Origin of the sequence: Streptomyces panaciradicis, from assembly GCF_023516615.1 — a bacterium.
Classification (GTDB): domain Bacteria; phylum Actinomycetota; class Actinomycetes; order Streptomycetales; family Streptomycetaceae; genus Streptomyces; species Streptomyces panaciradicis.
This window is the reverse complement of the sequence record NZ_JAMGBF010000096.1, coordinates 61,284-75,037: the sequence shown is the minus strand read 5'-3', so window position 1 is coordinate 75,037 and position 13,754 is coordinate 61,284. Positions and strand designations below refer to the sequence as shown.

9 protein-coding genes and 1 pseudogene are annotated in these 13,754 nt (G+C 70.6%); 7 read left to right on the top strand and 3 right to left on the bottom strand.

Going from position 1 to position 13,754, the window contains the following annotated elements:
• The 6 genes from M8J74_RS28460 to M8J74_RS28435 all read left to right on the top strand — a co-directional run.
• On the top strand, window positions 1-449 hold a 449-nt coding region (locus tag M8J74_RS28460; RefSeq protein ID WP_249839183.1), incomplete at its 5' end, for an RICIN domain-containing protein.
• A gap of 94 nt (window positions 450-543) precedes the next feature.
• Window positions 544-2,409, top strand: coding sequence for an RICIN domain-containing protein (locus M8J74_RS28455; protein ID WP_249839182.1), 1,866 nt, complete (start codon window positions 544-546; stop codon window positions 2,407-2,409).
• A 44-nt stretch (window positions 2,410-2,453) separates the two neighbouring features.
• Window positions 2,454-4,862: a ricin-type beta-trefoil lectin domain protein gene (locus tag M8J74_RS28450; protein WP_249839181.1), complete on the top strand. Its 2,409-nt coding sequence runs from the start codon at window positions 2,454-2,456 to the stop codon at window positions 4,860-4,862.
• Window positions 4,863-4,895: 33 nt separating this feature from the next.
• A complete protein-coding gene (locus M8J74_RS28445; protein ID WP_249839180.1) occupies window positions 4,896-6,878 on the top strand; it encodes an alpha-L-fucosidase in 1,983 nt (660 codons plus the stop codon).
• Window positions 6,879-6,933: 55 nt separating this feature from the next.
• Window positions 6,934-8,271 (top strand): ricin-type beta-trefoil lectin domain protein, encoded by a 1,338-nt coding sequence (locus M8J74_RS28440; RefSeq protein ID WP_249839179.1) that lies wholly within the window; start codon window positions 6,934-6,936, stop codon window positions 8,269-8,271.
• Window positions 8,272-8,399: 128 nt separating this feature from the next.
• On the top strand, window positions 8,400-8,696 hold the full coding sequence (locus tag M8J74_RS28435) for a hypothetical protein (RefSeq protein WP_249839178.1): 297 nt from the start codon (window positions 8,400-8,402) through the stop codon (window positions 8,694-8,696).
• A gap of 21 nt (window positions 8,697-8,717) precedes the next feature.
• On the opposite strand, the gene M8J74_RS28430 is transcribed toward M8J74_RS28435, so the two are convergent.
• The 3 genes and pseudogenes from M8J74_RS28430 to M8J74_RS28420 all read right to left on the bottom strand — a co-directional run bounded on the left by M8J74_RS28430 (window position 8,718) and on the right by M8J74_RS28420 (window position 12,229).
• Entirely contained in the window at window positions 8,718-9,275 is a 558-nt protein-coding gene (locus M8J74_RS28430) for a hypothetical protein (RefSeq protein WP_249839177.1), read from the bottom strand.
• Window positions 9,276-9,516: 241 nt separating this feature from the next.
• A pseudogene (locus tag M8J74_RS28425) lies at window positions 9,517-10,566 on the bottom strand (glycoside hydrolase family 10 protein); the annotation flags it as partial.
• 55 nt (window positions 10,567-10,621) lie between these two features.
• Window positions 10,622-12,229 carry a glycoside hydrolase family 43 protein gene (locus tag M8J74_RS28420; RefSeq protein WP_249839176.1) on the bottom strand — a complete coding sequence of 536 codons (1,608 nt, stop codon included), beginning with the start codon at window positions 12,227-12,229 and terminating at the stop codon, window positions 10,622-10,624.
• A gap of 360 nt (window positions 12,230-12,589) precedes the next feature.
• Between M8J74_RS28420 and M8J74_RS28415 the strand changes: the two genes are divergently transcribed.
• Window positions 12,590-13,639: an ArsR/SmtB family transcription factor gene (locus M8J74_RS28415; RefSeq protein ID WP_249839175.1), complete on the top strand. Its 1,050-nt coding sequence runs from the start codon at window positions 12,590-12,592 to the stop codon at window positions 13,637-13,639.
• The last annotated feature ends 115 nt before the right edge of the window (window positions 13,640-13,754 follow it).

The following is a 13,754-nucleotide window of genomic DNA, read 5'->3' as shown; positions in this document are numbered from 1 at the left end:
TCCAGGCCAGTATCACCGCGGCCGGCTACGGGACCGGAGGCGGTGGGGGCGGCACGACGGGTGCGCTGCGTGCGGTGGGCGCGGGCAAGTGCCTGGAGGTGCCGGGCGGTTCCACGACACCGGGCACGCAGACGCAGATCCGCGACTGCACCGGCGCGGCGAACCAGACCTGGTCCCAGGGCTCCTCCCGCGAGCTGACGGTCTCGGTCGGCGGCAACCCCCTGTGCCTGGACGCCTCGGGACAGGGCACCAGCCCCGGCACCAAGGTCATCACCTGGACCTGCAACGGCCAGTCCAACCAGCAGTGGACGCTCCACACCGACGGCACCCTCACCAGCGACCCGTCCGGACTGTGCCTGGACGTCACCGGCGCCGCCACCGCCAACGGCACCCCCGTACAGCTGTGGACCTGCAACGGCCAGTCCAACCAGCGGTGGACGCTGAACTGACCCCGTGAGACACCCCGCTCGACTCCGGGGCGGCATCCCGACGCCGCCCCGGTGAGCCGCCGCGCCGTGCCGGCGCCGACCACAGGAGGATCACATGAGGACGCGAGCGCGACCCGGCCTCGGCCGTGCATCCCGGCACCGGAATTCCCGGCGTCCGGCACTGGTGGCCGGCATCGTCCTGGCGCTGGTGTGGGCCCTGCTGTCGACGGCGCCGAGCCAGGCCGCCGCGGCCAAGTCGCTGAGCGTGCACCTGGCGTCGACGCGAGGACCGGCGACAGGCGTCGGGGAGGGATTCCTCTACGGCATCAGCGAGGACGGCAGCCGGCCCGAGGACCGGTTCCTGCAGCCGCTGGGAGTCAACGCCTTCCGCGGCGGCGGCTGGTTCTCCGGCGGCTGGATCAAGGACGGCTACCAGAACGGCCCGGCCACCCGCGCCGACGTCGACTCCATCGTCGCGCAGGCGAAACGGCTCACCCGCCCGCCGTACCACGCGCAGTACCAGGTGCTCGTCAGCGACATCTACGGCGCCAACGGCGGCCAGCCGTCGAACACCAGGTACCCGTGCGACAACGGCGACTGCTCCAACTGGATCTCCTTCATCGACTCCACGGTGGGCGCCCTGCAGACCTCAGGGCTGACGTTCGCCTACGACATCTGGAACGAGCCGGACATCTCCGTCTTCTGGACCCGGGGGGTGAACAGCGCCCAGTACTTCCAGATGTGGGACAGCGCCTACCGGGAGATCCGGCGGATCGCCCCCGGCGCGCAGATCGTGGGACCCTCCCTCGCCTTCACCCCGCAGCGCAACCCGGGGGAGTGGCGGACCTGGCTCGCGCACGTGAAGGCCGCCGGAACCGTGCCCGACATGATCACCAACCACAACGAGGGCGACGTCGACGACCCCGTCACCGTCGCGCAGAGCCTCGACGACGCCCTGGCCTCGGCGGGGATCGGCCGGTTGCCGTTGTCCTCCAACGAGTACCAGCCGGCCGACCGGCAGAGCGCCGGGGTGACGGCCTGGTACCTCGCCCGGTTCGCGCAGTCCCGCTACACCAACGCGATGCGCGGCAACTGGGTGTGCTGCGTGACCCCGAACCTGACGGGTGTCCTCACCCAGAGCGGGGGCAGTTGGCAGCCGACCGGCAACTGGTGGGCGCTGCGCGACTACGCCGACATGACCGGCACCCTCGTCGACACCTCCGGCCAGGTCGGCTCCACGGCCGTCTCGGCCGCCGAGGACCCCGCGGCCGAGCGCGCGGTCGCCGTCGTCGGCGACTCCGACGGATACACCGGCGCCGCGTCCATGACCTTCGACGGCCTGTCGTCCGTCCCCTGGCTCTCGCAGGCGGGCAGCGTGCACGTCACCGTGCACCGCATCCCGGACCAGGCACCGCTCGGCGCGCCGCAGACCGTGTACGACCAGGACGTGAGCGCCACCGGCGGCTCGATCACCTTGCCGCTCACCTTCCAGGCCGCGCACGACGCGTTCGCGGTGTACGTGACACCGGCGTCCTCCAGCGGCGGCAGCTTCCCGGACGGCTACCGCCAACTCGTCGTGAGCGGCAACGGGTTGTGCCTGGACGTGTACGGCGACTCCGGCAGCGCGGGCGCGGTGATCGACCAGTGGACCTGCAACGGGCAGGGCAACCAGCGGTTCCGGTTCGTGCCGGCCTCGGGCGGCTACGGCGAACTGCGCGCCCAGAACTCCGGCCAGGACGTGGCGGTCGCCGCGAGCTCCACGGCGGCCGGCGTCCCGGACATCGTCCAGCAGGCCCCCGGCACCGCGGCCAACGCCCTCTGGCTGCCCGTACGGCAGTCGGACGGCTCGTACGCCTTCCAGAACCGCAACAGCGGCCTGTGCCTGGACGTCTACGGCGCCGGAAGCAATGCGGGACAGCAACTGGACCAGTGGCCGTGCAAGAACGCCCCCGGCACCAACCAGGACTTCAGCGTCCGCTGACAGCGCATCCGAACGCGGACCCCACCTGCGAAAGGACCCCCACCGTGTCAGCACTCAGACGGCTGCTGCGGCGCCTGCGCGCCTCGACGGTCCTGCTCACCGGCCTCGTACTGGCCGCAGGCGGCCTCGTGGGCACGACCGCGGCCCCCGCACAGGCCGCCACCTCCATCACCGTCGACGGCACCTCCTCGGGCCGGACCTTCGACGGCGTCGGCGCGATCAGCGGCGGAGGCGGCAACAGCAGGCTCCTGATCGACTATCCCGAGCCCCAGCGCGGGCAGATCCTCGACTACCTCTTCAAGCCCGGCTACGGCGCCTCCCTGCAACTCCTCAAGGCCGAGATCGGCGGCGACACCAACTCCACCTCCGGGGCCGAGCCGAGCCACCAGCACACGCGCTCCGACCTGAACTGCGACCGGGGCTACGAATGGTGGCTGATGGAGCAGGCCAAGGCCCGCAATCCGAACATCAAGCTGTACGGGCTCGCCTGGGGCGCCCCGGGATGGATCGGCGGCGGGAACTTCTGGTCCACCGACATGGTCGACTACCTCATCTCGTGGCTGGGTTGTGCCAAGCGGCACGGGCTGGGCATCGACTACCTCGGCGGCTGGAACGAGCGCGGCTACAACGTCTCCTGGTACGAGCAGCTGCGCAGCGCCCTCGACTCCAACGGCTACGGCGGCGTCAAGATCGTCGCTGCCGACTCGGACTGGGCCGTGGCCAACGACGTGAACTCCAACCGCGCGTTCGCCTCCGCGGTGAGCGTCATCGGCACCCACTACCCCTGCGGCTACCGCTCCTCCCAGTCCAACTGCTCGGTGCCCGCCGCCGCCACGTCCTCCGGAAAGCAACTGTGGGCGAGCGAGAACGGATCGGACGACTACAACGGCGGAGCGACGGCCATGGCCCGCGGCATCAACCGCGGATACATCGACGGCCGGATGACCGCCTACCTCAACTGGCCGGTCGTCGCGGCGATCACCCCGAACCTGCCGTATCCCACCATGGGCCTCGCCCTGGCCTCGCAGCCGTGGTCGGGGCACTACGCGATCGGCAAGAACACCTGGGTCATGGCGCACACCAGCCAGTTCACCGCCCCGGGCTGGCACTACCTCGACTCCGCGAGCGGCTACATCGGCGGCAACCGCAACAACGGCAGCTACGTCTCGCTGAAGTCCACGAACAACTCCGACTACTCCACGGTCATCGAGACGATGGACGCGGGCAGCGCCCAGACGCTGAACTTCGGCGTCACCGGAGGGCTGTCCACCGGCACCGTCCATGTGTGGTCGACCGACGTCAACTCCGGCAACTCCGCCGACTGGTTCGTGCACACCGCGGACCTCACCCCGTCCGGCGGCGGCTTCAGCCTGACCGTACAGCCCCACCACGTCTACACCCTGACCACGACGACCGGCCAGGGCAAGGGCACCGCCACCGCTCCCGCCCAGGGCGCGATGAGCCTGCCGTACAGCGACTCCTTCGACGGCTACACCACCGGCGGTGAGGCGAAGTACCTCATGGACTGGCAGGGCGCCTTCGAGGTGGCGGGCTGCGGCGGCGGCCGCGCCGGCAGGTGCGTGCGCCAGATGAGCCCGCAGAAACCGATCACCTGGGACGCGCTGTCCGACCCGCACGCCCTCCTCGGCGACGTCGGCTGGGGCAACTACACCGTCTCCTCCGACGTACTGCTCGAACAACCGGGATACGCCGAGCTGCTGGGCCGCGCGGGCGGACAGGACTACAGCAGCACCGGCGGACTGAACGCCTACCACCTGCGGGTCAGCGACACCGGCGCCTGGTGGATCCTGAACTCCCGCACCGACGGCAGCGTCTCCACCCTCGCCCACGGCACGACCACCGCGCTGGGCACCGGCCGATGGCACACCCTCGCCCTGACCTTCTCGGGCACCACCGTCACCGCCGTCATCGACGGTTCCACCGTCGGCTCCGCCACCGACCGCACCTGGGCCGCCGGACAGGTCGGCTACGCGACCGGTCAGGGCGAGACCGCGCAGTTCGACAACCTGTCCCTGACCCCCGGAAGCGGCGGAGGCGGCGGCGGTACGACCGGGGCCGTCGTCGGGGTCGCCTCCGGCCGGTGCGTGGACGTGCCCAACCAGTCGCAGACGCCCGGCACCCAGGTGGAGCTGTGGGACTGCAACGGCGGCGCCAACCAGCAGTGGACCAGCACCTCGGCCGGTGAGCTGCGGGTCTACGGCAGCGCCTGCCTGGACGCCGCGGGTAGCGGCACCAGCCCCGGCACCAAGGTCGACATCGCCCCCTGCACCGGCGGTGCCCAGCAGAAGTGGACGCTCGGCGCCGACGGCACGATCACCGGCGCCCAGTCCGGACTGTGCCTGGACGCCACCGGCGCGGGAACGGCCAACGGCACCCTGCTGGAGCTGTGGACCTGCAACGGCGCCGGCAACCAGAAGTGGACGCGCGACTGACCCCCACCCGTCCCTGACGTCGAGAGGCTCCGCATGACTTCCACCCCCCACCCGATCAGCCGGCGCCGGCTGCTGGCGGTCACCGGCGCCGCCACCGCCCTCGGCCTGCTGCGGTTCGCCCCCGAGGCCGCCGCGACCGACGGCCCCGCGAGCTACACGCCGAGCTGGTCCTCCCTGGACCAACACCCCCCGGCCGCAACCTGGTTCAAGGACGCCAAGTTCGGCATCTACTACCACTGGGGCGTCTTCAGCGTCCCCGCCTTCGGCAACGAGTGGTATCCGCGCAACATGTACATCGGCGGCTCGAACGAGAACAAGCACCACATCGCCACCTACGGCGATCCCTCGGTCTGGCCATACCGCAACTTCATCGACGGCGCCCGCGACAAGGCCGGCAACTTCGTGCAGTTCGCCCCCAAGCTGGCTTCCCAGGGCGGCAGTTGGGACCCGGACGCCTGGGCCCGGCTGTTCCGGGCGGCGGGCGCCGGATTCGCCGGGCCGGTCGCCGAGCACCACGACGGATTCTCCATGTGGAACAGCCGCGCCAACCCGTGGAACTCCGTCCAGCACGGCCCCCGACTCGACCTCGTCGCCCAGCACGCGCAGGCCATCCGCGGGCAGGGCCTGAAGTTCATGGTCTCCCTGCACCACGCCTACCACTTCAACGGCTTCTACGACCACGTGCCGGCCCAGTCGGACCCCACCCTGCGCATCCTCTACGGACAGCAGGGCTCGGCGGCGGAGAACAAGCTCTGGTACGACAAGCTGGTCGAGGTCATCGACGGCTACCAACCCGACCTGCTCTGGCAGGACTTCGACCTGAACCTGGTGCAGGAGTCCTACCGGCTGCAGTTCCTGGCCCACTACTACAACCAGGCGGTCGCCTGGAACAAGGACGTCGTCGCGACGTACAAGGACGGACTCGACAACAAGGGCGAGGTCTACGACTTCGAGCGCGGCGGCCCGGCGGGACTGCTCACCCCCTACTGGCTGACCGACGACAGCATCTCCTCCTCCAGCTGGTGCTACACCGTCGGCATCGGCTACTACACCACGCAGGCCCTGCTGCACTCCCTGATCGACCGGGTCAGCAAGGGCGGCACCATGCTGCTCAACATCGCCCCGACGGCCGACGGCACCATCCCCTCCGGCCAGCAGTCGATCCTGCTCGGCATGGGGGACTGGCTCGGCCGCTTCGGAGAGGCGGTCTACGGCACCCGCTCCTGGTCCGGTTACGGCGAGGGCCCCACCAAGATGGGCGGAGGCTCCTTCAGCGGGCCGGTGGCCGGCAAACCACAGGACGTCCGGTTCACCCGCAGCCAGGACAACAAGGTCCTCTACGCCACCGCACTGGGCTGGCAGGGCGGGACCATGACCATCACCACGCTGAACAGCAACCAGATCAACCTCAGCAGCCTGACCCGCGCCCAGCTGCTGGGCAACACCGCCGGCACCTACGTCGACCTGCCCGCCCCCACCCAGGACGCCGCCGGACTGCACCTGACCATGCCCTCGTCGAATCCGCCGTTCAGCGCGCTGGCGTACACCGTCAAGCTCACCTTCTCCGGCGAGATCCCCGTCCTCGGCGCACCCGGCGGCTCCACGACCTGGGTGAAGATCACCAACGGCACCAGCGGGCTGGCCCTCGACAGCGGTGGGAGCGTCGCCTCCGGCTCCAACCTCAAGCAGTGGAACTACGACGGCAGCGCCAACCTGCAGTGGCAGCTGATCGACCTCGGCAACGGCTACTACCGGATCATGAACCGCACCAACGGCATGGCGGCCGACAGCTGGGGCAACTCCGCCAACGGAGCTCCCGCCCGGCAGGAGGCCTGGAACGGCGGCAACAACCAGCAGTGGTCGCTCAGCAGCCTCGGCGACAACCGCTACCAGATCATCAACCGCGGCACCGGCACCGCCCTCGACGGCGGCGGCAGCACCACCGTGGGCTCGACCGCGGTGCTGTGGACGCCGAACTCCAGCACCAACAACGCATGGACCATCACCGGCGCGTGAACCGGCCGCCGACCGACGCTCCCTGCTCATCCCCCGACCACGGAAGTAGGAGTGCATGAAACGCAAACGATTGTTCACGGCCGTCGTGGCCGCGGTACTGCTGATCCTCTCGGCCCCTGGCACCTCGTTCGGCAGCGGCCTCGGGGCGGGCGCGCCGGCCAGGAGCACCGCCGCCGCCTCGGCGACCGCCGGCTGCGGCAAGGCCCCGGCCCTGACGAGCGGTACCCACACCCTGCAGAGCGGCGGCCAGACACGCAGTTACATCCTGCGCGTCCCCGCCGGCTACGACAGCAACCACCCCTACCGGCTGATCTTCGGCTTCCACTGGCGAGGCGGCACGGCGGGCGACGTCGACTCGGGCGGCACCGACGGATACAACTGGTCCTACTACGGCCTGCGCCGCCTGGCCGACAGTGCCGGCAACAGCACGATCTTCGTCGCCCCGCAGGGCATCGGCAACGGCTGGGCCAACTCCGGCGGCCAGGACATCGCCTTCGTCGACGCCATGGTCAGCCAGATCGAGGCCGGACTGTGCGTGGACACCACCCAGTTGTTCGCCGCCGGCTTCAGTTACGGCGGTGCCATGTCCTACGCCCTCGCCTGCTCCCGGGCGACGGTCTTCCGCGCGGTGGCCGTCTACTCCGGCGCGAACCTCAGCGGCTGCAACGGCGGCAACCAGCCCATCGCCTACATGGGCCTGCACGGCATCCGGGACAACGTGCTGCCCATCTCCTCGGGACGGCAACTGCGCGACACCTTCGTCCGCGCGAACGGCTGCACCCCGCAGAACCCGCCCGAGCCGGCCAACGGGAGCCTGACCCACATCATCACCGCCTACTCGGGATGCAAGCCGGGATACCCCGTCGTCTGGGCGGCGTTCGACGGAGCGGGCCATGACCCGGGCCCCATCGACGGTTCCACCGGTGACGGCTGGCGCACCTGGACGTCGGCGGCGGTGTGGCAGTTCCTCACCCAGTTCGGCTCCAACCAGCCGCCGCCGCCCGCCGGCAACCAGGAGATCGTCGGCGACCAGTCGGGACGCTGCCTCGACATCAACAACTCCACGACGGCCAACGGCACGCAGGCCCAACTGTGGGACTGCAACGGAGGCTCCAACCAGCGCTGGACCTACACGAGCGGGAAACAGCTCGTCGTCTACGGCACCAAGTGCCTGGGCGTTGGCCAGTCCCCGGGCAGCGGCACCCCCGCCGCGATCTGGGACTGCGGCGGTCAGGCGGACCAGCAGTGGAACGTCAACCCCGACGGCACGATCACGGCCGCCGGGTCGGGCCTGTGCCTGGACGCCAGTGGCCAGGCGACCGCGAACGGGACGAAGATCCAGGTGTGGAGCTGCACGGGCGGCGCGAACCAGCGGTGGCACACGACCGGATAGGGCCGAGCACCGCCGACAATGAGCTCGTCCTACAAGTACATGGCCCCTGACGAGGGACGACCACTCATCCGATGGGGCCATACCCGAACGAAGACGCACCACTTCGCGCGCAGGCGCGTTGCCTCAACATGGACCGCACCGTCACCACCGGAGCCCTCGCCCCACAGGCCGAGGAAGAGCAGACGTCCTACGGCACAGACACCGCGGCGCCGCAGGAGGATCCGCCCATCTACGCCGCTCTGCTCAGGGAGTGGCGGGCTCGCGGCCGCATGGTCCCGGGGGTCCGGGACCCCCAGTGGATGCTGCTCACGGCCATCAGTCCCACGGTCACGGCGCAGTTCCCCGGGCCGCCGCAGGCGGGCCGCTGGGAACGCGCCGCCGAGCTGCCCGCCAGGCATCGTACCGACAAGCTGCCGGCACGCTGACCCCGGCGGACGGCCACGCGGTCAGGGCGCTGCCCCGTCCCGCGTCGGGGCCTGTCGGCGTGCGACGGCCGGGTCGGAGGGGAGCCGGCCCTCGGCCGCCGGCGCTCCGCACGTGGGGCATCTGCGTCTCGTGCGGGCTTGCGCGGAGAGCCGTCCGAGGGCCAGTTGCAGGGCCAGTTCCACCGCGGCCGGCACGAAGAGCGCGCCGGTGCCGTTGGGCGGGACCAGCCAGCGCAGACGCCCGACGGTGCGGTTCGGCGCGGGCACCGCGATCCAGGCGCCCTTGCCCGAATAGCGGATGCCCGAACCGATCCAGCGGCCCGCCGGGTCGGGCGGCAGGAAGAAGGCCACCCGGCGGGCGCAGGCGTCCTCCAGTGCCGGGCCCGGTGGCTGCGGGATGCCCAGCAGAGCGTCCAGCGCCGGCATGGCCAGTTCCTCCGGCACGCTCAGCACGTCCCAGAACCGGCCGCAGGCCAGAACCGCGATGCCCAGCTCGCCGTGCCACTGGCGCTTGCACTCGCGTGGATCTGTCGCAGCGGCCGCGAGCCACTCCGTGGCCTGCCGCATGGCGATCCGCATGGTTGTCCTCCGGGTTGCTGTGCCCGCGCACGCGGGCGAACTCCTGCACGCCGCCGGGGCGGGGCCAGGCCCGGCACATTCATGCTGGTAGAGATATGCACCTGGCGGAAGGGGTGGCGAACCATGGCGAATTGTTCCCGAATGTTCGCTCCCGGATCGAGCGGATGTCGTGCTGCCTGCCGGGACCGCCGTCCCGCACGGAGGGCGGCCCCGGCTCGGCAGGCTGTCGACCTCAGCCGGAGGTGCGGGCGGCGGCCGCCGGTGTGCCGCCCAGCGCGGTCAGTGCGGCGTTGTAGGCGGGCTTCTTGCTGCCGTTGGAGGCGAACAGGAGGGGGTTGTCGCCGCTGCGCCAGGAGTCGCTGTCGCGGATGCCCCAAACGGTGATGCCGGTGCAGCGGGCCGTGTTCATGCAGGCCCTGACGGTGTTGGTGTAGGCGGTGGGTGAGGCCTGGGCGATGTCGAGTTCGGTGATCTGGACGTCGACGCCGAGGGCGGCGAAGTTGGACAGGGTGGTCTGGAAGGAGGCGGGCGGTCCGCCGGTGCCGAAGTGGGACTGGAAGCCCACGCAGTCGATGGGCACGCCGCGGGACTTGAAGTCGCGGACCATGCGGTAGACGCCCTGGGTCTTGGCGTCGGACCAGTTCTCGATGTTGTAGTCGTTGTAGCAGAGCTTGGCGGCGGGGTCGGCGTTCCGCGCGGTGCGGAAGGCTTCCTCGATGAAGCCGTTGCCGAGCACGTTCTGGAAGACCGAGGAGCGGTGCTGGCCGCTGCCGCCGTCGGCGAAGGCCTCGTTGACCACGTCCCAGGCGTAGATCCTGCCCTTGAAGTGGTTCATCTCGGTGGTGATGTGGTTGTTCATCACGCTGCGCAGGGTGTTCGCGTCGGTGATGGAGCTGACCCAGCCGGGCAGTTGGGAGTGCCAGACCAGGGTGTGGCCGCGCATCCGCTGGCCGTGCGCGGCGGCGTGGCTGACGATCTGGTCGGCGGGCCCGAAGTTGAAGCTGCCGCGGGAGCGTTCGGTGGTGTCCCACTTCATCTCGTTCTCGGGCGTGATCATGTTGAACTCGCGGTCCAGGATGCCGGAGTACGTCGAGTCACCCAGCCTTCCGGCGGCCACGGCCGTGCCGAAGTAGCGTCCGGACTGGGCGGCTTGGGCGCCGAGCGTGGAGGCCCGAAGGGCGTCGGGGGCGTCGGGGGCGGCGCTCGCTGCGCCCGGCGTGACCACGGCGGCCAGGGCCAGCACGGACAACACCGAGGCGCGGCGACGGCCGAGCCGTTTCAGCGGGTTCATGTCTCTCCTCGTACGGTCGGGTGGGGGGTTGCGTGGTGCGTCGGATCGGACGGGATCAGGGCGTCGACAGCTCGAACCGCAGGATGCGGACCGCGCCGCCGAGCGTCTGCGTGGCGTGGTTGAAGAGGGCGAATCGGTAACCCATGAAGAAGCGCCAGTCGTTGCCCATGGAGAACGCGGGCCCGAGCCGGGTGAAGGTGCTGCCGTCGGTGCTGTAGGAGAAGGTTCCGGGGCGGGCCGAGCCGGGGCGGATGTCGGCGGTCGCCCGCAGCCAGACGCGGTCTGCTGACAGGGCGGTGCTCGCGAGTTCGGTGCCGGTGCCGGTGGTGTTCCAGTTGCCGTCCATGGTCAGCCCGCCGGTCATCGCCAGCCGGGTCACCCCGCCGTCGCGCTTGAGGCCGATCCACGCGGAGGAGTCGCGCAGCAGCGCGAGCCCGGCCCGGTCGCCGTCCCGCATCGCCGAGTGGTCGATCTGGACCGTGGCGGTGGAGGTGGGCCCCTGGATGCGGTGCGTGAGCGTGTTGCGCGCCCAGTACAGGTCGTTGGTGACGGTCGCGGTGCGCAGGGTCAGGCCGTTGCCCACGGACCACTTGGTGTCGTCCGGGTTGTGGTTCCATTCCCAGGCCGGCCCCAGGGCCGTGCCGTCGAAGGTGTCCACGCCGGTCATGGGGGTGACCGGGCGGGGCGGGGCGGGCACGGCAGGCGCGGGGTACGAGGTTCCCCAGGCGCCGTCGGCCAGTTGGACCTGGGGCCAGCCGTCGGCGGTCCAGGTGATGGGCGCGAGGACGGGCATCCGGCCGCCGGGATAGGCGTCCACGAAGGCCATGTAGTACCAGGCGCCGCCCTGGGTCTGCACGAGCCCGCCCTGGTGCGGCACGCCGCCGCCGGGGATCGGCCCTCGCAGGTCCAGGAGGACCTGCCGCATCGTGTACGGGCCGAAGGGGCCGCTCGACGACTTCAGGATGTACTGGCCGTTGGCGGGGCGGGTCACGAAGATGTAGTACTGCCCGTTGATCTTGTAGAAGCGGGAGCCCTCGAGGGTGCCGACGCTGGACGGCGCGGTGAACACCTGTTGCGTGCGGACCTGGTTGCGGCCGTCGGGCGACAACTGGGCCACGCTGATGGTGGTGTTGCCGTACGCCACGTACAGGGAGTCGTCGCTGTCGACGAGCAGTCCCGCGTCGTAGTACGGGGTGCTGATCGTGGTCAGGCGGTTCCAGGGTCCCTCGACGGCGGTGGCGGTGTAGAGGTAGGTCTTGGCGAAGTCGATCTGGCCGAGCCAGTAGAACGTCCTGTTGCTCGGGCGGTGGGCCAGTGACGACGCCCAGACGCCCCGCACATAGCCCCGGGCGCCGTTCAGGTCGTACTTGGCGCCGAAGTCCAGTCTGGGCACCGAGTGACCGGCGATCTCCCAGTTCACCAGGTCGTACGAGCGCAGGACGGGCGCGCCCGGCGAGTAGTGCATCGTCGAGGCCGAGGCGTAGTAGGTGCCGCCGACGCGGATGACGTCGATGTCCGCGAAGTCCTGCCATATCACCGGGTTCGTGTACGACGCGGCGGCGCTCGCCGAGGTGGAGGCGGGGGCGGGGGAGGCGCCGGCGAGCGGAAGGGCCATGCCGGTGACCAGGCCGGTGGTGAGGGCCAGTGCCCGGCGACGCGGCATCGGCTGATGAGGACATGACAGGTCCATGGGTGCAGCACTCCTGTGTGATCCAGTGTCGGTGCCGGAGGTGGGGCGGTCGGCGCGAGGCGCTGTGTTCGTACTGTCGAACATGGGTCGACTCATCGAGCAAACTGGATGATAGGAGCCTGCTCGGCCGCGTCAATACCTCTCGCATGATTCGGCTTGACAGCCGAAACTTTCGAAGCTTCGCGCGGGAAATCACCCGCACGAGAGGACCCGGCGCCGACACCGCCTGTGACGGCGGGCGGCGTCCGAATAGGCGCGTTGTCTTCTGTGGCCGGCGTCGCGAGGCTGCTTCGGTGAGGAGGGTGACGGCCGACGGGTGAGAGGGACAGGCTCATGCTGCGCATTCACTTCGCCCCCGAGGACTTCGCGCGCATCCGGTTGACGAGGGCTCCCGACCCCCTCTGGGAGATCGTCGGCAGCCTGCACCGCTTCCAGACGACGCGCGGACGTTGGGCGTACGCGGACTGGTACCGCAGCGCACGCGAGGCCCTCGTCGGCAGAGGACTCGACGCCGCCGTCCGCAGACTGCTCATCCCCGTCGTGCCCAGAGCCCGCTACTTTCCCGACTTCCTGACCCCGCTGGAGTCCTCGGAGGGACTGGAGCGGGGTCTGGAGGCGATCCGTGGCGCCCCGCCCGCCCGGGTCGCGCAGGAGGTACGGCGGCTCGACGAGGTCAACGGCGCCCCCGGCTGGGCCGAAAGACTGCCCGAACGCCATACCCGCGAGGAGTTCGTGAAACTGCTCGGCGCGTACCACGACGCCGTCATCGCACCGCACCACGACCGCATCTGCGCCCGGCTCGCCGGTGAGCACGCCCTGCGGGCCCGCCAGACCCTCGACGCCGGAATCGACGGACTGCTGGCCGGTCTGACGCCCTCCGTGCGCTGGGACCCGCCGGTGTTGCGCATCGACTACGTCGAAGACCGCGACGTCCACCTCCGCGGCCGCGGCCTGCGCCTGATCCCCTCCTACTTCTGCTGGCAGATGCCCATCGCCCTGGCCGACGACAGCCTGCCCCCGGTGCTGGTCTACCCCCTGCACCGCTCCCGGTCACCGAAGTCCGAGGGCCCGCCCGGCACCTCCCTGGTCGCACTGCTGGGAAAGACCCGCGCCGCCACCCTGCGCGCGCTCGCGCTGGGCGCGACCACCTCCGAACTGGCCCGCTCCCTGGGCGTGTCGCCCGCCACCGTCACCCATCACACGTCCGTGCTGCGCGACGCGGGTCTGACGACCAGCCGGCGCTACCGCAACACCGTGCTGCACACGCTCACCCCCCTCGGCGCCGCGCTGCTCCGTCCCGGATTCCGGCCAGAGGCCCGTGACGCGGCGCCCGTACCCGGCCGCCCAGCCCCTTCCCGGGCACCACAGCAGCCCCACCGGTAGCGGCGGAGTAGCGGCCTCCACGGTCCTGCCAAGGACTTTCGACCCCCTTCGAAGGTGATGGCCGGGCTCCGCACGCCTCTGCGAGCGTGTGCCGCGTACCGCCAAGGAACGGCTT